This is a genomic window from Aeromicrobium sp. P5_D10 (genome assembly GCF_054049535.1).
On sequence record NZ_JBFUME010000008.1, the window covers coordinates 166,040 to 191,398 of the forward strand.

Below are 25,359 nucleotides of genomic sequence, written 5' to 3' on the forward strand. Positions count from 1 at the left end.
TGCGTTATCGCTTTGGTCAAACGTGGTTAGTCGTTGAGTGCTGCTGCTACTCGGCGGTGGGCTTCCCAGATCGCTTCGGGCAGGTCGCGGAACTGCTTGAGGTGTTCCTCGCGGTAGCCCATTTCCTGCTGCCAGCGTGGGATGTCGATCGACAAGATGGTTTCGAGGTCTTTGTCGCTGATCTCGACGCCCTCGAGGTTGAGTTCGTCGGCTGTGGGGATGATGCCGACCGGGGTCTGGCGACCGGTGACTTCACCGTTCTTGAGCTGCAGCAGCCACAGCAGCGGGCGCAGGTTGTCGCGGTAGCCGTGCCATAGGAAGTGGCCGTCTTCGGGATCGCGCTGGAACCAGTTGACGTGAGCGAAGATCGGCGGCTGGGACGCGGCACCGACGATGTCGAGGTAGTGCTGGGCGTAGTCGCCCTCGCCGTAGGCCATGAATGGACGGTTCGACATGGGGTCGTAGCGCAGGACGCCTTCTTTGCCCTCGGCCGCCGACGTTGCCTCAGCGCCCAGGGTCAGACCGTCGTAGACGCCTTCGGCCAGGTTGTGGATCGCGCGGATCAACGGCTCGCGGTCACGGGTACGTCCACCGAAGATGATCGCGTCGATCGGCACACCGGCAGGCGCGTCGTAGTCGGGGGCGATATTGGGAACGTTGTCCAGCGTCGTGGTGAAGCGGCTGTTGGGGTGTGCCCACGGTTCACCGGCCTGCTCGGGGGTCCGATCCGTGATCGGATTGCCCTTCCAGTCCAACCAGTTCGTCGGATCGGCCGGCGGTGCTGGTGTACGTCCTTCCCACCACACCTGACCGGTGACGGGGTTGTAGGCGATATTGGTGAAGATCGCCTGCGTGCCCGGTGCGATCGAGCCCAGTGCTGTCGGGTTCGTTGTTTCGTTGGTGTCTTTAGCCACACCGAACACGCCGTACTCGGGATTCATGCCATACAGCTTGCCGGTGGCCTCATCGACCCACAGCCAGGCGATGTCGTCGCCGTAGAACGACACGTGATACCGGTCGCCCAGCGCGTCGGGGGCCAGCATCATGGCCAGGTTCGTCTTGCCCGAAGCGCTCGGGAAACCACCGCAGACGTGGTACGTCTTGCCGGTCTGCTTGTCGTGGATGCCGATCAGCATGTACTGCTCGGCCAGGAACTTCTTGGACGCCCAACCGTCGTAGGCGGCCTGACGCAGGCCGTGGGCGATCTTGCCCAACAACGCGTTCCCACCATAGGACGAGCCGTAGTGCAAGATCGTGCGCTCGTCGGCGACCGTGACGAAATAGCGCTGGTCATCAGGTGTGCCCTGACCGAGGTTCTCCAGGTCACCGGTCACGTGCACCGCACGCACGAACTGATTCGGGTCGTCGAGGTCCTCAAGATACTGCGCACCGACCCGCGACATCCGGATCATGTGCAGAACCACCGTGCGCGCATCCGTCAGCTCAACGCCCGTCGCATACGGTGCAAGCGCATTACCGGCAGGAGCCATCAGATAGGGGATGACGTACATCGTCTTGCCCTTCGAGGCTCCCCGCATGCGGTCCTCGAGCAGGGGCTTCATCTCCGACGACGGACGCCAATTGTTATACACACCCTTGTCGGACTCACTGCTCGTCGCGACGATCGTGCGCTCCTCAGAACGAGCAGTGTCCTTGTGATAACTGCGCGAGTAATACAAACCGTCACCAGCCGGCTCCAGCTCCCCCGCAGCCAACGCCTCCTGAATCAGCCGCGCATCATCAGCCGCACTGACAACCTCAACCGCCTCCGCACCCGTGAGCTCGGCCCAGTAGCGCACGTAATCGCGCACGCCCTGATTCTTCAAGCCGGCCTTGTCCAGTGCCAATTCAACGTCTGTCATGGTTGCGCGATCCTCTCGACTGACCTGCCACGCTCGGCAGACCTTGGAATATCCGGAACGCTACAGCAATTGAAGAATTCTTCAAGTGTTGTATCCTGCAAGTGACGTATCCGACACTCCTTATCGAGGTCCACACATGACGGCGAACGTGCCCCTGTACCAGGCGAAGGCCGAACTGTTCCGAACCTTGGGCCATCCCGTCCGGATCAGGGTGCTTGAACTCCTCCAGGATGGTCCACGACCTGTGCGAGATCTGCTCGCAGACATCGAGGTCGAATCGTCCAACTTGTCGCAACAACTCGCCGTGCTCCGACGAGCCGGGCTCGTCAGCTCCTCACGCGACGGGGCGACGGTCCTCTACACGCTCGCAACATCCGACGTCGCCCAACTTCTGTTGTACGGGCGTCGTATCCTCGCGTCAATGTGGGTCGGCCAGGAAGGTCTCCTGGCGGACCTACGCGATTCGGCCGAACCAGTGTGAACGTCACTCCGTTGCTCCGGGCAACCACCGAACTCATGCGAAGGTCTCGGTCCAGAGCCAGCGAGCTTCTTCCAACCCGCGCGGATTTGGCGGCGGTACAGAGAAACCCTCGGCAGGACTTGATCGCGGGATTGACGGTCGCCGTCGTGGCGTTGCCGCTCGCACTGGCTTTCGGGGTTGCCTCCGGTCTCGGCGCGCAGGCAGGACTTGCCACAGCCGTGGTCGCTGGAATAGTCGCCGCGGTGTTCGGCGGCTCCAACGTGCAGGTTTCGGGCCCAACGGGTGCGATGACGGTGGTGCTGGTGCCTGTCGTCCACCACTTCGGTGTCTCAGGTGTCCTGATGGTCGGGGTCATGGCGGGACTGTTGCTCATGGCCATGGCGGCGGCTCGGCTGGGTCGCTATGTGCACTTTCTGCCGATATCGGTCATTGAGGGCTTTACGGCAGGTATTGCCGTGGTCATCGCCCTCCAGCAGGTGCCCTCTGCGTTGGGGATAGCGCATGTCTCGGGCGACAGAGTGTGGGCGAGTGCCGCAGATGCGGTGCGTCAGTACATCCACGACCCCCACGTCGCACCCTTAGTGGTTGCCGTGGCCGTCGCCGCGCTCATGATCGGCGGTGGCAGATGGCGTCCCGGTGTGCCGTTCTCACTGATCGGCATCCTGCTTGTCACGGTGCTGGCTCGAACCTTCGACCTGGGGCTGATCTCGCTCGGTCACCTCCCATCGAGCCTGCCAGTGCCGTCGCTGAGGTTCGTCGACCTCGGCGACGTCGGTCCGCTGGTCACGTCTGCGCTGGCAGTCGCTGCACTTGCGGCGCTGGAGAGCCTGTTGTGCGCGACCGTCGCTGACGGTATGACCATCAACGAACAGCACGATCCTGATCGGGAGCTGTTCGGCCAAGGACTCGCGAACGTGGTGGCGCCGTTGTTCGGTGGGGTGCCGGCCACGGCTGCGATCGCCCGGACTGCAGTTAATGTCCGTGCGGGAGCAAGCTCGCGTCTTGCGGCTGTCACCCATTCGGTGGTTCTGCTCATCGTCGTCTTCGCAGCTGCACCTTTGGTATCGCACATTCCGTTGGCGGCACTTGCCGGCGTCCTGTTCGCTACGTGCATCAAGATGGTCGAGGCCGGGTCGATACGCACGTTGATGCGGTCCACCAGATCTGACGCGACCATAGTCGCCTTGACCTTCGCTGTCACCGTGATGGTCGACCTCGTCACGGCAGTCGGCGTCGGCGTCGCCATTGCGGCGATCCTGGCGCTGCGTGCTGTCGCCAGAAGCGCTCGCCTGGACAAGATGCCGCTGGAAGCAGCTGACCACAGTGTTGAGGAACATGCCCTGCTAAGCGAGCACATCGTCGCCTACCGGCTTGATGGCCCGCTCTTCTTCGCCGCGGCCCACCGCCTACTGCTCGAACTGCCAGAGATCGCCGATGTGAAGGTCGTCATCCTGCGCATGTCCAGAATCACTGCTATCGACTCAACTGGGGCACGCGTCTTGGGTGACGCCATCGCCAAGCTCGAGCACCGCGGCATCACGGTGATGCTGTCCGGGATCGCGCCTGGTCACGAAGATGTCCTGAGTTCTTTGGGCGTGGCCGAGGAGCTCCGTCTTCGAGGACTGGTCTATCCGGATACTCCCATGGCGATCATGGCTGCCAAAGAATTGCTCGCTCCGCCAGACGGCGACATCGAACGCCTACGACCGATCAACGTTCCGGCGGTGCCTGACGCGGATCGATCGCCCGCCGATGCTGGATCTGGACAGGAGGGTGGTCTCGGTTCCTAGTCACGGCCTCTACCGCGACCGCGGTTGCCGCGGTCGTTGTCGCTCTTCTTTTTGGGATCCTTCTTGACTGCGACCGGCTGACGCTTCGGCGGGGTGTCGAAGTTCACTGGCGCCAAGGAGTCCTGAATCTTCTTCATTGCCTTGGCCCACATGGGTCCGGCGAGGGAGGAGCCACCGACGGCCTGGAAGTTCAGGAAGGCGCCCTTGACCTTGACGCCGGCCAATGAGCGTGGGCTGCCGTTCTTCTTGACGCCGGCGATCATCGAGGCGGTCGACAACTCCGGCGTGTAGCCGGTGTACCAGACCGATTGGTTGTCTTGAGCGGTTCCGGTCTTAGCTGCAGACGGGATCTTCAGGCCGGTGCCATTGTTGTAGCCGAAGCCGCCAGGCTGCTGGAGGCCCCGCAGAATGTCATTGATCTGGGCGGCCTGGTCCTTGGTCAGGACGCGTTCGCAGTTGGCGCGGTACTTCTTCAGTACCTTGCCCGAAGAATCGAGGATCTCTGAGACCGGGCGAGGCTTGCAGAACAAGCCGCCGGAAGCGAAGGTCGCGTAGGCGTTGGCCATATCCAAGGGGCTGACGTTGGTCACGCCGAGGGTGAATGACGGGACCTGATTGTTGGCATTCGAATTTTCATTGGGGAACGGAACCGTGATGCCCATCGACTCGGCGGCTTTCACGGCGTTGCAGAGACCGGCGTCCCTCTCCAGTTGGGCGAAGTAGGTGTTTACCGACAGGCGCGTCCCGGTGTACATATTCATCGTGCCTGAACTCGTCGAGTTGTCGACCTTCCACGGACCGGTGCCCCCACCCTCGCAATCGAAGTAGGTGCCCGCGGGAATCGTCATGCTGCGCGGAGAATTGTAGGTCTTGCTAACGTCGATGCCCTTTTTGAGCGCGGCCGCCACCGTGAAGAGCTTGAACGTCGAGCCGGCCGGGAATCCACCGGACTGGCCGTACGCGGTCGGCACCGTGAAATTGATGTACGACTCACCCTTTTTCTTGTCGCGGCCCATCGTGCGCGACTGCGACAGCGCGCGGACCTTGCCGGTCTTGGGCTCGATCGAGGCCAAGGCGGCGATCGCCTGGAGGTCGGTCGTCTTGGCGGTGTCGTAGACGGCGTTGTCGGTCGCCTTCTGCATGCTGACGTCGATATTCGACTTGATTGTCAGACCGCCGCGTTCGAGTACTGCTTGGCGTTCTACCGCGGTCTTGCCGAGAGCTGGCTGGGCCAACAGCCACTGCCGGACGTAGTCGCATGAGTATTCGGCGCTGGAGTCGACGCAGCCGTTCGGGAACTCCGTGGTCTTCAGCTTGAGCGGCTCGGCCGAGAACTTGTCGGCGTCGGCCTGGGTGATCTTGCCGAGCTTGGCCATGACGGCCAGAACCGTGTTGCGACGCTGCAAAGCCTTCTCGGGGTAGACATTGGGATCCAGGTCGACCGGGTTCTTGACCAGGCCCGCGAGAGTCGCCGCCTCGCGGACGTTGAGCTTGTCGGGACTCTTGGAGAAGTAGCGATCGGCCGCAGCGCTGATACCGTACGCGCCGCCGCCGAAGTAGGCCAGGTTGAGGTAGCGCTCCAGGATCTCGTCCTTGGTGTGCGTCTCTTCGTACTGGATCGCGAGCTTCAGCTCACGGATCTTGCGGGCCGTGGACTTCTTGGTCGCGGCGCGGACCTGTTCCTTGGTCTTGGCCTGTGACACGAGGGTGAGCTTGACGAGCTGCTGCGTAATCGACGATCCGCCCTGCGTCTGACCGTCGGAGGCATTGTTGACGAGGGCTCGCAGTGTTCCCTTGAGGTCGAGCGCGCCGTGCTCGTAGAACCGGTTGTCCTCGATCGCGAGCTGCGCCTGCTGCATGACCGGCGCGATCTCCTTGAGGGGCACGTCTTGCCGGTTCTCCTTGTAGAAATACGCGATGAGGGAGCCGTCGGCGGCAAGGAGACGCGTCGTCTGGGCGCTCGGCTGATCTTCGAGGGTCAGCGGCAGATTGACGACGTCGGTGGTCACCTTGTTGAACGTGATGGCGACGACTGCGGTGGCGGGGATCAGCATCATCGCGACCAGGAGGCCACCCAAACCAGAGAGCCGAGCTATCGCTCCGATCAGTACTGACTTGCGCGGGCTGCGGGTTTCAGACTGGGCTGCGCGTCGTAGGGAGCTGCGAAAGTCGTCCAATGCCATAGAAGACAGAGTACGTGACCAGTGATAGCGAAGCTGCCAGGCGACAAGCTGTCTAGTCATTTGTGGCTAGACAAAATGGTCCACAACGCTCTGACGCCGGGGGGACCAAGTTCCTAGATTTGAAAGTAACCAACTTCGGCCACCGTGGCCGGTCTCGGGGAGGTTTGGATATGTGGAATGAAAATTGGGCAGCTGATGCTGCTTGCCGTGGTAAGTCTGATGCTTTGTTCGTCAAGGGCGCTGAGCAGACTCGCGCGAAGCAGGTGTGCGGGACGTGTCATGTACGCGCCGAATGTCTGGCCGAAGCGCTCGACAACCGCATCGAGTGGGGTGTGTGGGGTGGAATGACTGAGCGCGAACGCCGTGCGCTGCTGCGTCGTCGCCCGAACGTCACCGCGTGGCGCAGTATCCTTCAGGTCGCTGTCTGAGCCGTTTCGGCCAGAAGAGCACCGATCTGACGTAGCCCGTCGAGATCGTGGACGTCGCCGGGAAGAGCGGCGACCGACACCGTCGGCACAGCCGGATGGGCGGCACTGAAACGTCGCTTGAGACGTGACTCGCGCGCGTCGACCCGCATGCGGTCGGCGTGGATGTCGAGCAGTTCGGCGGTCATCTTGTCGGTCGGGGTGCCGGCGCTCAGTTGGTGGCTCGCCGATTCGGCGTCGACCGCGCTGACGGCTTCGACTGGATTCTCGTGAACCCGGTTGACCACCAAGCCGGCAAGCGGCATCTGCTCGCCGGAGAGTCGTTCGACAAAGTACGAGGCCTCCCGCATCGCAGCGGGCTCGGGCGCCGCGACGACGACGAATGCGGTTCCGTCGGCCTGCAGCAGTGCGTACGTGCTCTCCGCGCGTTGGCGAAAGCCTCCGAACAGTGTGTCGAAGGCGGCGATGAACGTCTGCATGTCGGTCAGCACCTGTGCGCCGAGCACTTTGTTGAGTGCGCTGGTGACGATGCCGAAACCGGCGCTCAGGAGCCGTGCGGGGCCCTTCGCCGGGGCCAGCATGATCTTGATGAACCGGCCGTCGAGCATCGACGCGAGCCGGTCGGGCGCGTCGAGGAAGTCCAATGCGGAGCGGGACGGCGGGGTGTCGACCACAATCAGATCCCAAGTGCCGGTCGCGTGCAGCTGACCGAGCTTTTCCATCGCCATGTACTCCTGTGTGCCCGCGAACGAGCTCGACAAAGCGACGTAGAACGGGTTCGACAGGATCTGTGCGGCCTTCTCAGGGGTTGCATGCTGTTCGACGACCTCGTCGAACGTCCGTTTCATATCGAGCATCATGGCGTCGAGTGAGCCACCGTCGAGCTCAGCGCCCTTGACCGGTCGCGGAGTGTTGTCGAGCTCGGTCAACCCCATCGACTGGGCGAGGCGGCGGGCCGGGTCGATCGTCAGTACGCAGACCTTGCGACCCTTCTCCGCCGCGCGAAGGGCCAACGCCGCAGCCGTCGTGGTCTTACCGACTCCCCCGGAACCGCAGCACACGATGATCTCGGTGGCAGGTGACCCGAGTAGGGCATCGATGTCGAGCCGGCCGCCCAGGGAGGTCCGATGGCCGCCACGGGCGGGAGTGCGGCCCTTACGGGTCGACGGGCTGGTCTGGGCCTTGCCGGTCATGTGAGCTCCCTCAGCCGTTCGGCCAGCTCGAACAGGCCGCCTAGATCGATCGCATCACTCAGCAGCGGCAGCTCGACGAGACTCTGGCCGCACCCGTCGAGGATCTCGCGCTGCCCGTCCTGCAGGTGCTGGCGCTCGACGTGGGCGAGCCCGCCCGCGATCAGCGGCTCGGCTGCGACTTGGGGGAGCCGGGTCTTGGTCAGCGACTTGGCGACTTTCGCGGCGGTGAGTTTGCCGTCGGACAGTGCCTCACGGGTGGCGGCCGAGACGAGTGATGGGCGCACGAGATTGAGGACGACATGACCGACGGGCAGACGTTCGGACGTCAGCTCGGCGATGCCATCGATCGTCTCCTGCACCGGCATCTCCTCCAGCACCGTGACCAGGTGAACGCGGGTCGCTGTCGACCGCATCATCTGCATGATGGAGTCGGCCTGACGCCGGATAGGCCCGACCTTGGCGAGGCCGGCCACCTCGGAATTGACGTTGAGGAACCGGGTGATGCGTCCGGTCGGTGGGGCGTCCATGATCACGGCGTCGTACGTGAACCGGTTGCCGTCGCGGCGTCTGGCGGCCTCATAGACCTTGCCGGTCAGCAGGACATCGCGGACCCCCGGCGCAATCGTGGTCGCGAAGTCGATGATCCCGAACCTGTCGAGTGCCTTGCCGGCACGACCCAGGCGGTAGTACATCGCGAGATATTCCAGGAGTGCTGCTTCCGGGTCGATCGCGAGCGCGAAGACCTCACCGCCGCCCAGCCCGACCGCGACCAGCCGCTCCTCATACGGCAGCGGCGGCACGTCGAACAGCTGGGCGATGCCCTGACGGCCCTCGACTTCACAGAGCAGAACCTTCTTGCCCTTGTCGGCCAGCGCGATCGCCAAAGCAGCGGCAACGGTTGTCTTGCCGGTGCCGCCCTTGCCGGTGACGACATGGAGCTCGGTCGATTGGGCCACGTCACGAGCCTACCGAGCTTGAGCGATGGCGCCTCTCGATCAGTGATTTCCCTACTTACCGACCGTCTCAGACGTTCCTACGCTGGAGGCTCCCCGGGCCAAGGAGTTCTGTCATGCGCCGATGCGTCATCGCCGTCACCGCTGCCGTGTTGTGGACCCTCGGCGCCTGCGGAGGCAGCGAAGACCCCTCTCCGGCCAAGGGCGCTGTGGATTCGGGAGACTCGGGCAAATCCGGAGACTCCAGCGACAAGGTCGCCGAAGCCTTCGATCCGTGCACCGAGATCTCAGCCGATGAGGTCGGCAAGATCATCGGTGCGATCGTCACCTCCGAGGTCGGGCCATTCGATGCCTGCGAGTACGACCAGGAAGATCCTCGGGCGACGTCGGTCGCGATCGACACCCAGCCTGAGGCTGATCTGGGTGGCGGATTCGAGGTCTATAAGTCAGGCTCGGTCTCTGCCCTGACCGATGCGCAGCTCACCGACGTCCCGGGGGTCGGTGATACTGCGTTCGCGGTCACGGGGCGATTCGGCGACGGCGAGAACACTCAGCTGCAAGGCGCAGCCCTCGTCGACGGTGTTGTCATCACGGTCAACCTGACCCAAGCCTCAGGCGTGACCGCCGACGTTCTGGTCGACCAGGCGACCCAACTTCTGAAGCTGGCAGCGGCAAAGGCCTGATTCAGACGGCTGGCCGGATCGGAGGGCAGCTTCGCCAGATACAGTCACATCATGACCAAATGGGAGTACCTCACCGCCCCGATCCTCGTCCATGTCTCGAAGCAGATCCTCGACAACTTCGGCTCTGACGGCTGGGAGCTCGTGCAGATCGTTCCGGGCGCCAACCCCGAAAGCCTTGTCGGCTACTTCAAGCGACCGGTCGCCTGATGTCCGGCGTCGACGAGCGGCTTGCCGAGATCGGCCTCACCGTTCCAGTTGCTCCGGCACCCGTCGCGGTCTACGTGCCGTCGGTCCGCTCGGGACAGTTCGTGTTCACGTCAGGACAGTTGCCGCTGGCTGACGGACAACTGCTCGCCACGGGCAAGGTCGGCGGCGAAGTCAGCGCCGAGACGGCGTACGAGTGCGCGCGCCAGTGCGCCCTCAACGCGATCGCGGCCGTGCGGCAGCAGGTCGAGCTCGACGACATCGTGCGCGTTGTCAAGGCGACGGTCTTCGTCGCCAGCACGCCCGACTTCACGGGCCAGCCCGGCGTCGCCAATGGCGCGAGCGAGCTGTTCGCCGCAGCGTTCGGCGATGCCGGTCAGCATGCCCGCAGCGCCGTGGGCGTCCCGGTCCTACCGCTCGACGCGCCGGTCGAGGTCGAGCTGGTGGTGGAAGTTCGATGATCCGCATCCCGCTGCCCGAACGATTGCGCGACTCGGCAGCGAACCCGCCTCAGACTCCGGTCCAACCACGGGACGCCTCGACGATCGTCGTCGTCCGCGACGGGGACGACGGCATCGAGGCGTACTTGATGCGTCGGCAGACCAGCATGGCGTTCGCGGCGGGGATGTACGTTTTCCCCGGCGGCGGGCTCATGGCGACTGATTCACATCCCGACATCCCCTGGTTCGGCCCCGATGCCGAAGAGTGGGGGCGGCGTTTCGGCTGCGAGCCCGACCTGGCCCGTGGGCTGGTTGTTGCTGCGGTTCGTGAGACCTTCGAGGAAACCGGGATCCTTCTGGCAGGCCCTGATGGCGAGACGATCGTGTCCGATACAACCGGCGATGAAATGGAAGCGGCACGAGTCGCCCTCGATGCCGGCGAACTGGCGTTCGCCGACTTCCTGAACGATCGCGGTCTCGTGCTGCGGGCAGATCTGCTCGGCGCCTGGGCCCACTGGATCACGCCGGAGTTCGAACCGCGGCGCTATGACACCAGGTTCTTCGTGGCTGCTCTTCCGGCCGGCCAGACCGTCGGAACCATGAGCCGTGAGGCCGATCATGCCGAGTGGGCACCGTTGACCAAGGCGTTGGCCGCAGCCGAAGCCGGCGAGGTCGCCATGATGCCGCCGACGATCTCGACGTGCCGCGATGTTTCGGTCTACACGGCAGCGACCGTCGTAGCTGCTTCGGCCGATCGTACGTTCACCACGATCGTGCCGAAACTGGTGCTGATCGACGGTGAGCCGTACCTCGAGACCTATCTGGGGGATTCAGCATGAGCGTCACAACGGTCACCGATCGGGTCTCGTTCGTCCTGGCCGAGAATCCCGGCATCATGACCCTGAACGGCACGAACACCTGGATCCTGCGCGAACCGGGCGCCGCGCGATCGGTTGTCGTCGATCCGGGGCCGAACGATGAGCAGCATCTTCAGAACGTCCTCGCGGCGGCAGGGGAGGTCGCGCTGGTGCTGTTCACCCACCGGCACTTCGACCACACCGAGGCGTTGGGACGGTTCGCCGAACTGACGGGCGCGCCGACCCGGTCATTCGATCCGGACTTCACAACCGGTGCTGACCCGTTGGAGGACGGGGAACGGATCGTCGTCGACGGCCTGGAGCTCGAGGTCATCGCGACTCCCGGTCATACGACCGATTCGGCCTGTTTCCTGATCGGCGCGGAGAACTCACTGCTGACCGGCGACACGATCCTCGGTCAGGGCACGACGGTCATCGCACATCCCGACGGCGTCCTCGGGGCGTACCTCGACTCATTGGCCTTGATCCGCGAGCTCGTGCAGGAGGGTCTGGTCGAGCGGATCCTGCCGGGCCACGGCCCTGTCATCACGACGCCCGAGCCGGTTGTCGACTTCTACCTGGAGCACCGCGCCGAGCGACTCGACCAGGTCAGGGCAGCGGTGGAAGCCGGCGCGTCGACGCCGCGCGAAGTCGTCGAAAAGGTCTACAAGGACGTCGACGAGATCCTCTGGCCGGCCGCCGAGCAGAGCGTCAAAGCTCAACTCGACTATCTGGCCTGACCCGGTCGTCGGTTTCCCACGAGACCTACCGTCTTTGTCACGTACCTGGCGTTGCAGCGCTGGGTACGTGACAAAGACGCTAGGTGGGTGCGTTCGGAGCAGGTGCGCCGTGGTCAGCGGGCGCGACGCTGGAGGCGTTCCAGGTCGAGGATGACGACGCTACGGGGCTCGAGGCGCAGCCAGCCGCGGCTCGCGAAGTCGGCCAGAGCCTTATTGACCGTCTCACGGGAAGCGCCGACCAGCTGGGCCAGTTCTTCCTGCGTCAGATCGTGGTTGACGTGGATGCCGTCGTCGGCGCGACGGCCGAAACGCGAGGCCAGATCGAGCAGCGCCTTGGCGACACGGCCGGGCACATCGCTGAACACGAGGTCACCGACAACCTCGTTGGTGCGGCGCAGGCGACCAGCGAGCTGGTTCAGCAGCGCATGGGCGACATCGGGATGCGCATTCAGGACCGGCGACAGCGCCTCGTGTCCCAGCGACTTGAGTTCGACGTCGGTCACGGCGGTGGCCGTCGCGGAGCGCGGTCCGGGGTCGAAGAACGAGAGCTCGCCGAACATCTGACCGGGGCCGAGGATCGCCAACAGGTTCTCGCGACCGTCCGGGGACGTACGACCGAGCTTGATCTTGCCGTCGGTGACGACATACAGCTGATTGCCGTCATCGCCTTCGCTGAACAGGATCTCCCCGCGGCGTAAGGACGACGATGACATCGAAGATTCGAGTGCCCCCGCGACCTCATCGTCGAGGCCGGAGAACAGCGGCGCCTGCCGGAGAACGTCGTCGGTCACGGTGTTGCCTATCTCTCGTTGCTGGGATCACCATGTGGTGTTCCTTGTGCAGTTTCCCACATCCGGACTGTTCAGGGCCAACCACTCGCCGCGACACGTAGGCTTCCATTGTGACCGATGCCGTGAATCGCCCGGACACGTCGCTCGTCAGGCGGGCCCGCAAGGTCAACAGAGTGCTCGCCGAAACGTATCCCGACGCCGGTTGTGAACTCGATTTCCGCAATCCCTTCGAGCTGCTGGTCGCCACGGTGCTGTCCGCCCAGACGACCGACCGCCGGGTCAATGCGATCACTCCGGCGCTGTTCGCGGCCTATCCCGATCCCTATGCGATGGCGGCGGCGGCACGTGCCGATCTCGAAGAGATCATCCGGCCGACCGGATTCTTCCGAGCCAAGACCGACAGCTTGCTGGGGTTGTCGGCCGCGCTGGTCGAACGCTACGACGGACAAGTCCCCGGCCGTCTGGAAGATCTCGTGACATTGCAGGGCGTCGGTCGCAAAACGGCCTTCGTCGTGCTGGGCAATGCCTTCGGCGTACCCGGCCTGACGGTCGACACGCATTTCGCCCGCCTCGTCCGCCGACTCGGCTGGGTACCGCCCGAAGTGGCCAAGGACCCGATCAAGACCGAGCATGCCATCGCAGCGATCTTTCCCCGCAAAGACTGGACGATGCTGAGTCATCACCTGATCTGGCACGGTCGACGACGCTGCCACGCCAAGAAGCCCGCATGCGGCGCGTGCCCGGTCGCGCGGTGGTGTCCGTCGTACGGGATCGGACCGACCGATCCGGTCGAAGCCGAGGCTCTCGTGACGACACAGGGACCCGCGTGACGCCGCAACGGGGCGCCATGTGGCTCAGCAGTCCACAATGGACTCCATGACCGCCCCGAGCCTGCCTGCGTGGTTGCGCCCCCTCGCGACGCTCGCCTCGTCGGTCGAGGCCCGGCATCTATCACCCAATTTCACGAATGTGCCGCCGGATGCACGTCCGGCCGCGGTGCTGATGCTGTTCTCCGAAGGTCCTGACGGCCCCGAACTGTTGTTGACCGAGCGCTCACGGACCATGCGCAACCATCCTGGTCAGATCTCATTCCCGGGCGGCAAATCCGATCCTGAGGACGCCGATCCGGCCGCGACGGCGCTGCGTGAGGCAGAAGAGGAGATAGGTCTCGATCCGGCGACCGTCGATGTGTTCGGCGAGTTGCCGACGCTGTGGGTGCCGCCGAGTAATTTTGCCGTCACTCCTGTGCTCGCGCACTGGCGGGAGCCCAAACCTCTGGGTCCGGTCAGCGACCAGGAAGTCGTGTCGGTGCTGCATCTGCCGATCCACCGACTCATGGATCCGGCCAACCGGTTCAGCATCCGTCATTCGTCGGGCTGGGTGGGACCCGGCTTCGAGGTCGGCGCTCCGATGCCGTTGTGGGGATTCACCGCCGGCATCGTGTCACGACTGTTCGAGCAGGTCGGCTGGGAACAGCCGTGGGACGACAGCGTCGTGCGCCCGCTGCCTGAGTTGCCAGCATGAACTCGCTCGATCTGATCATCGTCGTGATCCTGATCGGCTATGCGATCTCGGGTTACTTCCAGGGCTTCGTGGTCAACCTCATCGCGACGGTGGGCCTGCTGGTCGGGGGACTGCTGGCAGTCGCGCTGATCCCCCGATTGCTCTCGGGTGATTCGCCGACCTTGTCGAGTTCGCTGCTCGCGCTGGGGCTCGTGATCGGCGCCGCCGCGATCGGGCAGGCCGTCGGGGCGTACGTGGGATCGGACTTGCGCGATGCCATGACGTGGCGCCCGTTGAGGTGGGTCGATGCTGTGGCGGGAAGCGGACTCAGCATCATCGCGGTGCTGTGTGCGGCGTGGGCTTTGGGCTACTCGGTCAGCGGAACCTCGATTCCCTATCTCTCGGTCGCCTCGCGGGACTCGTCGATCCTGCAACGGGTCGATGCCGTCATGCCGAAGCAGGCGACCTCCGTGCTGCGCTCGTTCAACGAGGTTCTCGACTCCAACATCTTCCCGCGCTACCTCGATCCGTTCCAGAGCGAAGAGATCGTCGCGATCGGTCCACCCGATGAGGAGACGCTGGCGCGTCCGGGCGTCGAGCGCGCGCGGGACAGCGTCGTGAAGATCTTGGGCCGCGCCAAGTGCGACCGTGGCATCGAGGGGTCAGGCTTCGCCTATGCCGATGGGCGGATCATGACGAATGCGCACGTTGTGGCCGGTGTTTCGAAGCCCTCGATCGTGATCGGCGATCGCCGGGTGCCCACGCGGGTCGTGCTGTTCGACCGAAAGCTTGATGTCGCGGTGCTCGCGGTCGACGGGGTCGACCTCGACCCGCTGAAGTTCGACACCGGCGGCAAGGACGGACAGTCGGCGGCGATCCTCGGCTTCCCCGAGAACGGCCCGTTCGATGCCCGTGCGGCCCGTATCCGCAATGAGATCCGGCTGCGCAGTCCCGATATCTACGATCGCGGACAGGTCATCCGGCAGACGTTCTCGGTGCGCGGACTCGTCCGGTCGGGCAATTCGGGTGGTCCGCTGGTGTCGGAGAAGGGCGACGTGCTCGGGGTGATCTTCGCGGCGTCGGTCTCGAACAAGTCGACGGGATATGCGCTCACGGCCGAGCAGGTCGCCGAGGACGCTCGCGACGGGGTCAGGGCGACGAAGGCCGTTTCGACCGGCGATTGCGCGTAGGACCGACCGTCAGCGGGGGGACTGACCCTTCAGCGCGGCCGGGATCTCCTTGGCGGTGGCGATCGTTCGTTTGGGCGCACGGATCTTCTTCAGCGCCTTGATGCCGATCAAGATCAGCAGTGCTGCCAACAGTAGATATGCGCCGGCGACGATCAGGAAGGCCCACGCCGGATCGAGTCCGGTCATGGTCAGGAAGTAGGCGAACGAGATCGACAGCAAGATGATGATCATCAGGCCGAGGAATCCGGCGACCGCGATCATCGCCGCGCCGATTCCGCCGGCTTTGGCGCTGACCGTCAGCTCGCTCTTCGCCAGCTGGATCTCGGCCTGCACCAGTGCGGAGATGTCTCGGCTGGCATCTGCGACGAGCCGGCCGATGGTCGGGTCTTCCTGGGTGCTCATGATCCGACCCTACAAGTGACCGCCAGTCTCGCGCAGGAGACCGGCGGTCACTGTCACCATGATGTGTCGCTCAGTCCTCTTTGGACGTCTTCATGCCGGACGTGATCAGGTCCATGACTCCGCTGTCGGCCAGCGTCATGGTGTTGCCGACCTCGCGGTTCTCGGCGACATCACGCAGCAGCCGGCGCATGATCTTGCCCGAGCGGGTCTTGGGCAGCTCCGGGACGACCATGATCTGACGGGGTTTGGCGATCGGTCCGATCTGGGTGCCGACGTGATTGCGCAGTTCGGCGATGACGTCCTCTCCGCCGTCGCCAGCAGACTCGCGCAGGATCACGAACGCGACAACGGCCTGGCCGGTCGTCTCGTCATTCGCGCCGACGACTGCTGCTTCGGCGACCTTCGGGTGCGACACCAGCGCGGACTCGATCTCGGTCGTCGACAGCCGGTGCCCCGACACGTTCATGACGTCGTCGACCCGTCCGAGCAGCCAGATCGCGCCGTCCTCGTCCTTGCGGGCGCCGTCACCGGCGAAGTAGTAGCCCGGCCAGCGCGACCAGTACGTATCGCGGTAGCGATCGTCGTCGCCCCAGATCGTGCGCAGCATCGACGGCCATGGCTCGGTGATGACGAGGTAGCCGCCCTCTCCGTTCTCGACCGGATTGCCGGCGTCGTCGACAACTTCGGCAGCGATACCGGGCAGCGCGGTCATGGCCGAACCGGGCTTACCGGACGTCACGCCGGGCAGCGGGGTGATCATGTGTGCGCCGGTCTCGGTCTGCCACCAGGTGTCGACGATCGGGGTACGGCCGCCGCCGATGTTGTCGCGGTACCAGACGTACGCCTCGGGGTTGATCGACTCGCCGACCGATCCGAGAATGCGCAGCGACGACAGATCGTACTTGGCGGGGATGTCGTCGCCCCACTTCATGAACGTGCGGATGGCGGTCGGGGCCGTGTAGAAAAGACTCACCCCATAGTTTTCAATTATTTCCCACCAGCGTCCTCTGTTGGGGGAGTCGGGGGTGCCTTCGTACATGACCTGAGTGGCACCTTCGGCCAATGGTCCGTACGTCAGATACGAGTGGCCGGTGACCCAACCGATGTCGGCGGTGCACCAGAAGACGTCGGTCTCCGGCTTGTGATCGAAGACCGCCCAGAACGAGTAGGCCGCCTGGGTCAGGTAGCCGCCTGTGGTGTGCAGGATGCCCTTGGGTGTTCCGGTCGTACCGGAGGTGTACATGACGTACAACGGATGCTCGGAGTCGAACATCTCCGGTGTGTGATCGGTCGAAGCGGCCTCGACGGTCTCGTGCCACCAGACGTCGCGGCCCTCGGTCCAGTCGACCTCCTGACCTGTGCGGCGCACGACCAGGACGTTCGTGACGTCGGGACACTTCTCGAGGGCTTCGTCGACAGCCGGCTTGAGGGCGGAGGGGGCGCCGCGCCGGTAGCCGCCGTCAGCGGTGATGACGACCTTGGCCTCGCAGTCGATGATCCGGCTCGACAGGGCATCGGCCGAGAAGCCGCCGAAGACGACGGTGTGCGGGGCGCCGAGGCGTGCACACGCCAGCATCGCGACGACCGCTTCGGGGATCATCGGCATGTAGATCGCCACGCGGTCGCCGGTCTTGACGCCCAGGTCGATCAGCGTGTTTGCGGCCTGGGAGACCAGGTCCTTGAGATCGGCATACGTGATGTCGCGGGTGTCGTCGGTGGGCTCGCCGACGAAGTGCAGGGCGACCTTGTCGCCTCGACCGGCCTCGACGTGGCGGTCGACGCAGTTGTAGGCCGCGTTGAGTTTGCCGCCGACGAACCATTTCGCGAACGGCGCATTGGTCCAATTGAGGACGTCGGTGAAGGGGGTGCCCCAGTCGAGCCGCTCGGCCTGTTCACCCCAGAACGCGAGCCGGTCGGCGGCAGCGGTCTCGTAGACGTCGGCTTTGACGTTGGCTGCGGCGGCGAGGTCCGCGGGTGGGTCGAAGACCCGGTCCTCGTGGGACAGGTGACTGATGTTCTGCTCGTTCACGATTGCTCCTCGTCATCGCAGTCGATCGGCGCCCCGGGCGGGTGTCGGGACACCATGACAAACTGGGTGTGGTCTACCCCACATGTTCGCGGGGTGCTGGCACAAGGTCTAGCCCCAGAAGGGGGTACGTCGTGGCACAGGTCGGTCGGGTCGAAGATCACGATCTGCTGCGCACGGCGGCGACGCGTCTGCGCCGCGACAGCGACGTCCCGTTGGTGTTCGGTGGCCTGCGCGACGAGCACGGCGTCCCGGTCACGTTGACGTCGGGTGAGATCACGACCGATCTGTCGTCCATCACGATCCGTCCGGCAGCCGGGCTGGGTGGCAAGACGTGGCTCAGTCGCCGTCCGGCGTACGTGCGCGACTACGGCACATCGCCGGAGATCACCCACGAGTACGACCGGCAGATACTGGGCGAGCGGGTCACCTTCTTGGCGGTCGTGCCGATCGTCGTGCGAGATGACGTGCGGGGATTGCTGTACGCGGGAACCCGCGGCGATGCGCCGTTGTCGACCGATGCGATGGACGCCCTGGTCGCCGAGTCGCGTCGGGTGGCCGGCGAGCTGGAGATTCGCGACGAGGTCGACCGGCGGATCGGCCTGCGGGAGGCCCAGGCGCTGGCCGGCCCGGAGACCACGGAGCGGCAGCGTTTCCGCGATGCCTTCGCCGAGATGCGAACTATTGCTCGAGAGACCTCCGACCCACATACGCGTGCGCAGCTTCTGCGCCTGCTGGAGGACAGCTGCGCGCCGGCCGCCGAGGTGACCCTCACCGACCGCCAGCTCGACGTCATGGGGCTTGTCGCGATGGGCTGCCGCAATGCCGAGATCGCCGACCGGCTGGGCCTCGGACGCGAGACCGTCAAGAGCTATCTGCGTAGTGCGATGGCCCGTCTCGGTGCCCGGTCGAGACATGAGGCCGTCACGAGCGCTCGTCGCGCCGGCCTCCTGCCCTGACGCTCCCGTCATGAGCCGACCATGGGCCAACCATGGGCCGAGCGAGTGCAACGAGCGATGGCATGAGCCCGGGCGAAGCCCGGCAGCGGTGAGGAACGAACCGCTGATGTGAGGAGCGGAGCGACTCACGCTCACTTCTCTGATCCGGCGCCGGTCATCGACCGGACGTCCAGCTCGACGTAGCGGGCCTCGGCGTCGTGATCACGTGCTGTGACAGTGCCCAACCAACCGAAGAAGAAGCCCAGCGGGATCGAGATGATGCCCGGATTGGCCAATGGGAACCAGCTGAAGTCGGCCCCGGTGATCATCGCAGTCTCCGAGCCGGAGACGACCGGCGAGAAGATCACGAGTCCGACGCACGAGATCAGGCCGCCGTAGATGCTCCACACCGCGCCGCGGGTGTTGAACCGACGCCAGAACAGGTTGAACAGCAGCGCCGGGAGATTGGCCGACGCAGCGACCGCGAAGGCCAGGGCCACCAAGAAGGCGATGTTGAGCTTCTGTGCGGGGATCGACAGTGCGATCGCCACACCGCCGATCACGAACGCTGCGATTCTGGCGACCTTGACTTCCTGCTTCTCGGTCACCTTGCCCTTGTTCCAGACATTGGCGTAGAGGTCGTGCGCGACCGATGATGCAGAGGTCAGTGTCAGGCCGGCGACCACCGCGAGAATCGTCGCGAAGGCCACGGCCGAGATGAAGGCCAGCAACAGCGCGCCTCCGGTCGAACCGGAGCCACCTCCTACTGCCTCGGCGAGCAACGGCGATGCGAGATTGCCTCCGGAGTCGATGATGTCCTGCTTCTTGTCGCCCTTGACGAGTGCCGCAGCACCGAAGCCCAGGACGAGCGTCATGAGGTAGAACGAGCCGATCAGACCGATCGCCCACAACACCGACTTGCGGGCCTGGCGCGCGGTCGGGACGGTGTAGAAGCGGATCAGGATGTGCGGCAGGCCTGCCGTGCCGAGCACGAGCGCCAGGCCCAGCGAGATGAAGTCGATCTTGGCCTCGGTCGAGACGCCGTACTTGAGTCCCGGTTCGAGGAACGCTCGACCCGCTCCGCTCTCGGCAGCGGCCGTCCCGAGCATGTCGCTGATGTTGAAGTTGAACTTCGCGAGCACCAGCACCGTGATCAAGATGGTGCCGACCATGAGGAGTACGGCCTTGACGATCTGCACCCAGGTCGTGCCCTTCATTCCGCCGACCGTGACGTAGAAGATCATCAGGACCCCGACGCCGATGATCGTCAGGTTCTTGGTCGCCTGGCTGTCGGCGCCGAGCAGCAGTGCGACGAGTGCGCCGGCACCGACCATCTGGGCGAGCAGGTAGAAGATCGAGACGACGACGGTCGACGTCGCGGCAGCTGTGCGCACGGGACGCTGGCGCATCCTGAACGCGAGCTGGTCGGCCATCGTGAACCGTCCAGAATTGCGCAGCAACTCTGCCACCAGCAGCAGGGCCACGAGCCACGCCACCAGGAAGCCGATCGAGTACAAGAAGCCGTCATAGCCCGACAGCGCGATCGCGCCGGAGATGCCGAGGAAGGAGGCGGCCGACATGTAGTCACCGGCGACCGCGAATCCGTTCTGAGCGCCGGAGAAGCTGCGCCCTCCGGCGTAGTAGTCGGCAGCGGTCTTGTTGTTACGGCTGGCCCAGAACGTGATGCCGACCGTGATCAGCACGATCACGATGAACAGCGATCCGGTCAGGGCCTGGTTGCCGTCGTCGCTCGCGGCGAGCAAGGTCTCTGAGGTGCTCATCGCTCGATCTCCTGTTCGTACTCCTCACGCAGGCGGTCTGCGATGGGATCCATGCGGGAGGCAGCGAACCTGGCGTACCAGATCGCGATGCCGAAGGTCGTGACGAACTGCAGCAGGCCGAACACCAGGGCGACGTTGATGTTGCCGAACAGCACGTGCCCCATGAAGCCGTCCGCGTAATTGGACATCAGGACGTACAGCAGGTACCACGCCATGAAGGCGATGGTGAGGGGGACGACGAAGCCGAGGTAGGAACGCTTCAGCTGGGCGAAGTCGTCTGACGCGTGGATGCGTTGATAGGCCGCATTGGCCTCGTCCGAGATCGTCTCGCGCATGGTGACACCTCTTCTGGTCGGGGACGACGCGACGTGCGTCTCCTGCCAACAACGCTAGGGATCTGTCGCGGGGTGAGCCAGATCACTGGAACGCCGTGCGCCGGGATAGGGGGTGCGATGCGACGTGCGGTCGTGGACGGTCGGTTTCGAGCGCCGAGCGGTGCCCTGCCGTAAGGAGTCAGGGATCAGGAGTGACGTTCGACGTCGATGTGCTCGGGGGTGTGCAGCCGCACCATGGTGCGTGAGACGGTCGCCGGCACGGACGATCGCGTCAGCAGGGACACCCCGATCATGAGGCCGAATCCGACCGGCACCGACCAGGCAGCGGGTTGGCTCATCAGCACGCCGAGCCAGCCGTCCGGACCCCAGGCGATCGTCAAGACGGGCGCGATGCCTGCGCACAGTCCTCCACCGACGAGGCCGGCGATCGCGCCGGGGGCGGTGAGTCCCCGCCACCAGATGCCCAGCATCAGCAGGGGACAGAACGTCGACGCAGCGAGTGCGAAGGCGAAGGTCACCGAGCTCGCGACCGAGATCCGCTCCGATGACAGTGCCAGAGCAAGGGGCACGAGCACGCCCCCGGCCGCGCCCAGCCGCAGGGCCGTGATGGTCGACAGCTTCTCGCGCGCGAGGCCTTGGCCGACGACCCCCGCGATCGACATCGTGAGCCCTGACGACGTCGACAAGAAGGCCGCGAATGCGCCGGCCGTCAGCAGCGCCGCGAGCAGTTCGCCGCCGGTGCCGCCGATGATCCGCGAGGGCAACTCGAGCACCACGGCATCGGTGCGGCCCGAGCCGATCAGGTCGCTCGCGTAGACGCGACCGAGGACGCCGTAGATCGTCGGCAGCAGGTAGAACGTCCCGAGTAGCGCGAGCACGATGAGGGTCGTGCGGCGGGCCGCGCGCCCGTCCGGGTTGGTATAGAAGCGGACGACGACGTGCGGCAGGCCCATCGTGCCCAAGAACGTCGCGACCATGACCGAGTAGGTCAGGTACAGCCCGGGTCCGTCGCTCTCGGTCAACGGCGCGAACCACGCCTCAGACGCCACGGGGGACGGCCTGCCGTCGCGTATCCACGCTCGGGCCAAAAAGAACACCGGGATCAGCAGCGCAGTGAGCTTGAGCCAGTACTGGAAGGCCTGGACGAACGTGATGCTGCGCATACCGCCGGAGACGACGTTGATGACCACGATCACGGCCACCAGCACCGTCCCGACCCACGTGGGAGCGCCTGTCACGGTGCGCAGGGTCAGCCCGGCACCCTGGAATTGCGGCATCAGGTAGAGCCAGCCGACGGCCACAACCAGCACGCTGGCGACCTGACGAACTCGTACCGACTGCAGTCGCACCTGGGCGAAGTCCGGAATCGTGTAGGCGCCCGAACGGCGCAGCGGTGCGGCGACGAAGACCAGCAGCATGACGTACCCCGTCGTCCAGCCGATGGGGTACCAGAGCATGTCGGCGCCGTGGGCGAGCACCAGACCCGCGACGCCGAGAAAAGAGGCGGCCGACAGGTACTCCCCGCCGATCGCCGAACTGTTCCATACCGGGCTGACCGACCGCGATGCGACGTAGAAGTCGCTGGTGGTGCGGCTGAGCCGCAATCCGAAGGCGCCGATGCCGAGTGTGGCCAGCGAGACGAGCGTGACGGCGACGACGCCGTACGTCGAGTTCATGGTCCGTCGGGCTCGACGAGTGCGGTGAAGTCCCGCTCGGCCCGCTCGGCCTGGCGGATGTACACCCAGCCCAGCAGGAAGAGCCCCGGATAGACCGCGACTCCCAGGATCAGCCAGGGGGCCGGGATGCCGAACACGCGAAAGTCGGTGACGGCGTCGAACGTCAGGAACACGAGCGGCAGGGCGCCGATCGACAGCACCAGCGTCAGCGTCACAGTCAGCGCTGCGCGCAGCTGCGAGCGGATCAGCGAGCGCATGTAGATCTCGCCGATCGCGGTCGACTCGTCGATTTCCTGGCGGACACTTCGCCGCACGTGAGCCGGCGCCGAGGTCAGCGGGTTGGTCACGCGAACCCGTCCCGGGTAGACCGGCGGTTCGTCGGGGGAGGTCACAGCGCCCGCTCGTGGATCAGGTCGCGGAGCGTCCGGGTGTGCCGGCGCGCCACCTGCAGCTCGAGCAAGGTGTCGCCGGACGGCACCACGACGCTGCAGCGTCCCGCCTGCATGCGCACCTCCCGCACATGCGCGAGGTTGACTACGAGGCTGCGGTGGATGCGGGCGAAGCCGGCGTCGGCCCACTCCTCGGCCAAGGTGCCGAGGGGGATCCGGATCAGGTGACTGCTGCCGTCGGCGACATGTAAACGCACGTAGTCGCCCTGGGCCTCGGCATGGGCGACCGAGGCGCGGGAGATGAAACGGGTGACCCCGCCGAGCTCGACGGCGATCTGCTCGTCGACTGACGAGTGGGTGTCCGGGTCGCCGGCGCACGCCCTTCGGACGCTCTCGCGCAGGCGTTCCTCGCGGATCGGCTTGAGCAGGTAGTCGACGGCGTTCATCTCGAAGGCTTCGACGGCGTGTGCTTCATGGGCCGTGACGAACACGATGCGGGGCGCGTCGCGAAACCGGGCGAGCAGTCGGGCGATGTCGAGACCGGTCAGCCCGGGCATCGCGACGTCGAGGAACACCAGGTCGATGTCGCCGTGCTCGAGGATCCGCAATGCGTCGGCGCCGTCATGGGTCGCGCGCACCGAGGCGATGCGGTCATCGCGCTCGAGCAGCCACACCAGCTCGTCGAGGACGGGCTGCTCATCGTCGACGACCAGGGCGTGCAGCGCTGTGGTCATGGGGTGATCCTTGCCGAGGGTGACGTGGGCCACAAGTTCTTCGCGCGGCAAGTCTTCAGGCCGCGGGGCCGACGGCGGGTGAGAACTTCGGCACCCGCAGTGTCACTTTGGTGCCGTGGCCCGGCGCGGTCTCCACGACGATGCCGTACGCATTGCCGTAGACCGTGCGCATCCGCTCGTCGACGTTGGCCAGGCCGACCGAGGCGCTCGGATTGGTGCCGGACAGGGCGGCCCGGACAACCTCGGGGTCGACGCCTGCGCCGTCGTCCTCGATCGTGATGACGCATTCGTGGCCCGCATCCCCGGCCGTCAGGGTGATGGTTCCGTCTCCCGCACGGCTCTCCAGGCCGTGTCGCACGGCGTTCTCGACAAGGGGCTGGACCGACAAGAACGGCAGCGTCACGTTGAGCACCTCGGGTGCCACGAGCGTCACGACGCGAAGGCGGTCGCCGAAACGGGCCTTCTCCAGCACGAGGTAGCGCTCGATCGAGCGGAGCTCCTCGGCGAGCGTCGTGAACTCTCCGTGCTGGCGGAATGAGTAGCGGGTGAAGTCGGCGAACTCGAGCAGCAGCTCACGGGCGCGTTCGGGATCGGTGCGGACGAATGAGGCGATCGCGCCGAGGGAGTTGTAGATGAAATGCGGTGAGATCTGTGCCCGGAGGGCCCGCAACTCAGCTTCCATGAGGGCTGTGCGCGAGGTGGCCAACTCGGCGAGTTCCAGCTGGCTCGACATCCAACGGGCCACCTCGGTCGTCGCCCGGGCCAGTCCTGCGGATGCCTCGTCGGCCATGATCACGACACTGCCCACGACGTGACCCTCGATCGCGAGCGGGGCCACGATCATGGTGCCCGAGGCCTTGGTCGTACCGCTACCGATCGCGGCCGCCATCAGGTCGGCGACCTCGTCGGGGCTGCCGGGGCCGTCCCAGGCCAGCGGTGCGACGGTGTCGGTGATCGCGACCGTGCGGGCCCCGAGCAGCGTCCGAACGTGGGGAAGCGCGCTTGCTGCGCTCTCGGCGTCGAGTCCCCGTCGCAGGGCCGGGGCGGCCAAGGAGGTTGTGTGGAGCGTTTCGTACGTCGCCCTGTCCTCGGCCGTTCCAAGGCTGGGACGCCGTGACAGCAACCACCAGCGCGCGAAACCGGCGCCGGCCACGAGTACCGCGGCGGCGGTGATCGCCGTCAGCAGGTTGTCCATGTGTGGACGTTACTCCCGCCCGCCCCGGTCTTGTGGCATCAGTCAACGCCCGGCGGAGAGTACGTCTTTGCGGTCTCCGCTCCGATTAGTGCGCGGCATCGTGAGGGGAACGGCTGTTGCTTTCCGAGCGGGAGATGACGAACGCCACTAGTGCACTGATCACCACAGGTACGTTCAACGCGGTGTAGGCGTACGCCGACGGTCCCGTGGCGTCGTCGTTTGTCAATAGTGAACCCGCAATCAACCCGTAAGCAAAGACACAGACAACGAGGAGCGGCAATCTTGTCCAGCTTCGTCTGCGGAGTGCGATGACAGCGAGGGCCATGGCCACAATCGCGAGTGCCCCGACAGTGCGGTCAGCAGTCGTTCCGTCTAGCTGTAGCGCGGATATTATGCCGACCACACCACAACAAGCGATGCTGATTGCTAGCTTGCTTACGACGCCTTCGGTCATTGCATTCTCCTGATGGTGGGTCTCTACCTAGAGCTGGCCAAGGTGATTGCTGGGCAACGTGAAGTGCGTTTCAGTGTGTTCTTTGCGTATCAAGGCGTCCAGTCATCCCATCGATAGGCCGGGTAGACGGACGC

General features: G+C 65.1%; 25 protein-coding genes. 12 read left to right on the top strand and 13 right to left on the bottom strand.

Annotated features, from left to right (window positions below; all coding sequences use genetic code 11):
- Positions 1-26 precede the first annotated feature (26 nt).
- Positions 27-1,862, bottom strand: coding sequence for a phosphoenolpyruvate carboxykinase (GTP) (locus ACXJKC_RS16190; RefSeq protein WP_456697772.1), 1,836 nt, complete (start codon positions 1,860-1,862; stop codon positions 27-29).
- A 136-nt stretch (positions 1,863-1,998) separates the two neighbouring features.
- On the opposite strand from ACXJKC_RS16190, the gene ACXJKC_RS16195 reads away from it, so the two are divergent.
- Together ACXJKC_RS16195 and ACXJKC_RS16200 are read left to right on the top strand one after the other, a co-directional pair.
- A complete protein-coding gene (locus tag ACXJKC_RS16195) occupies positions 1,999-2,343 on the top strand; it encodes an ArsR/SmtB family transcription factor (protein WP_456697773.1) in 345 nt (114 codons plus the stop codon).
- Positions 2,344-2,462: 119 nt separating this feature from the next.
- Positions 2,463-4,133, top strand: coding sequence for a SulP family inorganic anion transporter (locus ACXJKC_RS16200; protein WP_456697774.1), 1,671 nt, complete (start codon positions 2,463-2,465; stop codon positions 4,131-4,133).
- Here ACXJKC_RS16200 and ACXJKC_RS16205 read toward each other — a convergent pair.
- The gene (locus ACXJKC_RS16205) at positions 4,130-6,316 is read right to left on the bottom strand and encodes a transglycosylase domain-containing protein (protein ID WP_456697775.1); all 2,187 of its coding nucleotides are present in this window, start codon (positions 6,314-6,316) and stop codon (positions 4,130-4,132) included. The two genes, ACXJKC_RS16200 and ACXJKC_RS16205, sit on opposite strands and share 4 nt — an antisense overlap.
- Before the next feature lie 170 nt (positions 6,317-6,486).
- On the opposite strand from ACXJKC_RS16205, the gene ACXJKC_RS16210 reads away from it, so the two are divergent.
- The gene (locus ACXJKC_RS16210) at positions 6,487-6,744 is read left to right on the top strand and encodes a WhiB family transcriptional regulator (RefSeq protein WP_456697776.1); all 258 of its coding nucleotides are present in this window, start codon (positions 6,487-6,489) and stop codon (positions 6,742-6,744) included.
- On the opposite strand, the gene ACXJKC_RS16215 is transcribed toward ACXJKC_RS16210, so the two are convergent.
- The gene (locus ACXJKC_RS16215; RefSeq protein WP_456697777.1) at positions 6,729-7,934 is read right to left on the bottom strand and encodes an ArsA family ATPase; all 1,206 of its coding nucleotides are present in this window, start codon (positions 7,932-7,934) and stop codon (positions 6,729-6,731) included. The genes ACXJKC_RS16210 and ACXJKC_RS16215 overlap by 16 nt on opposite strands.
- Positions 7,931-8,890, bottom strand: a complete 960-nt coding sequence (locus tag ACXJKC_RS16220; RefSeq protein WP_456697778.1) for an ArsA-related P-loop ATPase — start codon at positions 8,888-8,890, stop codon at positions 7,931-7,933. Before ACXJKC_RS16220 ends, ACXJKC_RS16215 begins: the two co-directional genes overlap by 4 nt.
- Before the next feature lie 113 nt (positions 8,891-9,003).
- On the opposite strand from ACXJKC_RS16220, the gene ACXJKC_RS16225 reads away from it, so the two are divergent.
- Genes ACXJKC_RS16225 through ACXJKC_RS16245 form a run of 5 tightly spaced genes read left to right on the top strand, consistent with a single transcriptional unit; the run spans position 9,004 to position 11,811 of the window.
- A complete protein-coding gene (locus ACXJKC_RS16225; RefSeq protein WP_456697779.1) occupies positions 9,004-9,570 on the top strand; it encodes a hypothetical protein in 567 nt (188 codons plus the stop codon).
- 51 nt (positions 9,571-9,621) lie between these two features.
- Positions 9,622-9,777 carry a DUF4177 domain-containing protein gene (locus ACXJKC_RS16230; protein WP_456697780.1) on the top strand — a complete coding sequence of 52 codons (156 nt, stop codon included), beginning with the start codon at positions 9,622-9,624 and terminating at the stop codon, positions 9,775-9,777.
- Positions 9,777-10,235: a RidA family protein gene (locus tag ACXJKC_RS16235; RefSeq protein ID WP_456697781.1), complete on the top strand. Its 459-nt coding sequence runs from the start codon at positions 9,777-9,779 to the stop codon at positions 10,233-10,235. The genes ACXJKC_RS16230 and ACXJKC_RS16235 overlap by 1 nt, the downstream gene beginning before the upstream one ends.
- Entirely contained in the window at positions 10,232-11,053 is an 822-nt protein-coding gene (locus ACXJKC_RS16240; RefSeq protein WP_456697782.1) for an NUDIX hydrolase, read from the top strand. The genes ACXJKC_RS16235 and ACXJKC_RS16240 overlap by 4 nt, the downstream gene beginning before the upstream one ends.
- A complete protein-coding gene (locus tag ACXJKC_RS16245; RefSeq protein ID WP_456697783.1) occupies positions 11,050-11,811 on the top strand; it encodes an MBL fold metallo-hydrolase in 762 nt (253 codons plus the stop codon). Before ACXJKC_RS16240 ends, ACXJKC_RS16245 begins: the two co-directional genes overlap by 4 nt.
- Positions 11,812-11,924: 113 nt before the next feature.
- Here ACXJKC_RS16245 and ACXJKC_RS16250 read toward each other — a convergent pair whose 3' ends face one another.
- Complete coding sequence (locus ACXJKC_RS16250; protein ID WP_456697784.1) at positions 11,925-12,602, bottom strand: Crp/Fnr family transcriptional regulator; 678 nt, start codon at positions 12,600-12,602, stop codon at positions 11,925-11,927.
- A gap of 110 nt (positions 12,603-12,712) precedes the next feature.
- Here ACXJKC_RS16250 and nth point away from each other — a divergent pair, with 110 nt between their 5' ends.
- The 3 genes from nth to ACXJKC_RS16265 are packed head-to-tail and all read left to right on the top strand — an operon-like array spanning position 12,713 to position 15,295.
- Complete coding sequence (gene nth, locus ACXJKC_RS16255; RefSeq protein WP_456697785.1) at positions 12,713-13,432, top strand: endonuclease III; 720 nt, start codon at positions 12,713-12,715, stop codon at positions 13,430-13,432.
- A gap of 46 nt (positions 13,433-13,478) precedes the next feature.
- Complete coding sequence (locus tag ACXJKC_RS16260; protein ID WP_456697786.1) at positions 13,479-14,126, top strand: NUDIX hydrolase; 648 nt, start codon at positions 13,479-13,481, stop codon at positions 14,124-14,126.
- Complete coding sequence (locus ACXJKC_RS16265) at positions 14,123-15,295, top strand: MarP family serine protease (protein ID WP_456697787.1); 1,173 nt, start codon at positions 14,123-14,125, stop codon at positions 15,293-15,295. Before ACXJKC_RS16260 ends, ACXJKC_RS16265 begins: the two co-directional genes overlap by 4 nt.
- 9 nt (positions 15,296-15,304) lie before the next feature.
- Here the strand turns inward: ACXJKC_RS16265 and ACXJKC_RS16270 are convergent, their stop codons facing one another.
- Positions 15,305-15,697: a phage holin family protein gene (locus ACXJKC_RS16270; protein WP_456697788.1), complete on the bottom strand. Its 393-nt coding sequence runs from the start codon at positions 15,695-15,697 to the stop codon at positions 15,305-15,307.
- A 70-nt stretch (positions 15,698-15,767) separates the two neighbouring features.
- Complete coding sequence (acs, locus tag ACXJKC_RS16275; RefSeq protein ID WP_456697789.1) at positions 15,768-17,726, bottom strand: acetate--CoA ligase; 1,959 nt, start codon at positions 17,724-17,726, stop codon at positions 15,768-15,770.
- Between the two features lie 131 nt (positions 17,727-17,857).
- On the opposite strand from acs, the gene ACXJKC_RS16280 reads away from it, so the two are divergent.
- Positions 17,858-18,682 carry a LuxR C-terminal-related transcriptional regulator gene (locus ACXJKC_RS16280; protein ID WP_456697790.1) on the top strand — a complete coding sequence of 275 codons (825 nt, stop codon included), beginning with the start codon at positions 17,858-17,860 and terminating at the stop codon, positions 18,680-18,682.
- 131 nt (positions 18,683-18,813) lie between these two features.
- On the opposite strand, the gene ACXJKC_RS16285 is transcribed toward ACXJKC_RS16280, so the two are convergent.
- The 6 genes from ACXJKC_RS16285 to ACXJKC_RS16310 all read right to left on the bottom strand — a co-directional run bounded on the left by ACXJKC_RS16285 (position 18,814) and on the right by ACXJKC_RS16310 (position 24,771).
- Positions 18,814-20,442, bottom strand: a complete 1,629-nt coding sequence (locus tag ACXJKC_RS16285) for a solute symporter family protein (protein WP_456697791.1) — start codon at positions 20,440-20,442, stop codon at positions 18,814-18,816.
- Positions 20,439-20,777 (bottom strand): DUF485 domain-containing protein, encoded by a 339-nt coding sequence (locus ACXJKC_RS16290; protein ID WP_456697792.1) that lies wholly within the window; start codon positions 20,775-20,777, stop codon positions 20,439-20,441. The genes ACXJKC_RS16285 and ACXJKC_RS16290 overlap by 4 nt, the downstream gene beginning before the upstream one ends.
- Before the next feature lie 185 nt (positions 20,778-20,962).
- Positions 20,963-22,453: a sodium/solute symporter gene (locus ACXJKC_RS16295; protein ID WP_456697793.1), complete on the bottom strand. Its 1,491-nt coding sequence runs from the start codon at positions 22,451-22,453 to the stop codon at positions 20,963-20,965.
- The gene (locus ACXJKC_RS16300; RefSeq protein ID WP_456697794.1) at positions 22,450-22,845 is read right to left on the bottom strand and encodes a hypothetical protein; all 396 of its coding nucleotides are present in this window, start codon (positions 22,843-22,845) and stop codon (positions 22,450-22,452) included. Before ACXJKC_RS16300 ends, ACXJKC_RS16295 begins: the two co-directional genes overlap by 4 nt.
- Positions 22,842-23,576 (bottom strand): LytR/AlgR family response regulator transcription factor, encoded by a 735-nt coding sequence (locus tag ACXJKC_RS16305; RefSeq protein ID WP_456697795.1) that lies wholly within the window; start codon positions 23,574-23,576, stop codon positions 22,842-22,844. Before ACXJKC_RS16305 ends, ACXJKC_RS16300 begins: the two co-directional genes overlap by 4 nt.
- A gap of 55 nt (positions 23,577-23,631) precedes the next feature.
- The gene (locus ACXJKC_RS16310; protein ID WP_456697796.1) at positions 23,632-24,771 is read right to left on the bottom strand and encodes a sensor histidine kinase; all 1,140 of its coding nucleotides are present in this window, start codon (positions 24,769-24,771) and stop codon (positions 23,632-23,634) included.
- Positions 24,772-25,359: the final 588 nt, after the last annotated feature.

Bases quoted from the DNA above. Each gene is read 5' to 3' on its own strand.
- ACXJKC_RS16265 (WP_456697787.1), top strand. From the start codon at position 14,123: ATGAACTCGCTCGATCTGATCATCGTCGTGATCCTGATCGGCTATGCG.
- ACXJKC_RS16305 (WP_456697795.1), bottom strand. From the start codon at position 23,576: ATGACCACAGCGCTGCACGCCCTGGTCGTCGACGATGAGCAGCCCGTC.
- ACXJKC_RS16195 (WP_456697773.1), top strand. From the start codon at position 1,999: ATGACGGCGAACGTGCCCCTGTACCAGGCGAAGGCCGAACTGTTCCGA.
- ACXJKC_RS16245 (WP_456697783.1), top strand. From the start codon at position 11,050: ATGAGCGTCACAACGGTCACCGATCGGGTCTCGTTCGTCCTGGCCGAG.
- ACXJKC_RS16270 (WP_456697788.1), bottom strand. From the start codon at position 15,697: ATGAGCACCCAGGAAGACCCGACCATCGGCCGGCTCGTCGCAGATGCC.
- ACXJKC_RS16285 (WP_456697791.1), bottom strand. From the start codon at position 20,442: ATGAGCACCTCAGAGACCTTGCTCGCCGCGAGCGACGACGGCAACCAG.
- ACXJKC_RS16230 (WP_456697780.1), top strand. From the start codon at position 9,622: ATGACCAAATGGGAGTACCTCACCGCCCCGATCCTCGTCCATGTCTCG.
- ACXJKC_RS16215 (WP_456697777.1), bottom strand. From the start codon at position 7,934: ATGACCGGCAAGGCCCAGACCAGCCCGTCGACCCGTAAGGGCCGCACT.
- ACXJKC_RS16295 (WP_456697793.1), bottom strand. From the start codon at position 22,453: ATGAACTCGACGTACGGCGTCGTCGCCGTCACGCTCGTCTCGCTGGCC.
- ACXJKC_RS16210 (WP_456697776.1), top strand. From the start codon at position 6,487: ATGTGGAATGAAAATTGGGCAGCTGATGCTGCTTGCCGTGGTAAGTCT.
- ACXJKC_RS16225 (WP_456697779.1), top strand. From the start codon at position 9,004: ATGCGCCGATGCGTCATCGCCGTCACCGCTGCCGTGTTGTGGACCCTC.
- ACXJKC_RS16310 (WP_456697796.1), bottom strand. From the start codon at position 24,771: ATGGACAACCTGCTGACGGCGATCACCGCCGCCGCGGTACTCGTGGCC.
- ACXJKC_RS16290 (WP_456697792.1), bottom strand. From the start codon at position 20,777: ATGCGCGAGACGATCTCGGACGAGGCCAATGCGGCCTATCAACGCATC.
- ACXJKC_RS16240 (WP_456697782.1), top strand. From the start codon at position 10,232: ATGATCCGCATCCCGCTGCCCGAACGATTGCGCGACTCGGCAGCGAAC.
- ACXJKC_RS16260 (WP_456697786.1), top strand. From the start codon at position 13,479: ATGACCGCCCCGAGCCTGCCTGCGTGGTTGCGCCCCCTCGCGACGCTC.
- ACXJKC_RS16190 (WP_456697772.1), bottom strand. From the start codon at position 1,862: ATGACAGACGTTGAATTGGCACTGGACAAGGCCGGCTTGAAGAATCAG.
- ACXJKC_RS16205 (WP_456697775.1), bottom strand. From the start codon at position 6,316: ATGGCATTGGACGACTTTCGCAGCTCCCTACGACGCGCAGCCCAGTCT.
- ACXJKC_RS16235 (WP_456697781.1), top strand. From the start codon at position 9,777: ATGTCCGGCGTCGACGAGCGGCTTGCCGAGATCGGCCTCACCGTTCCA.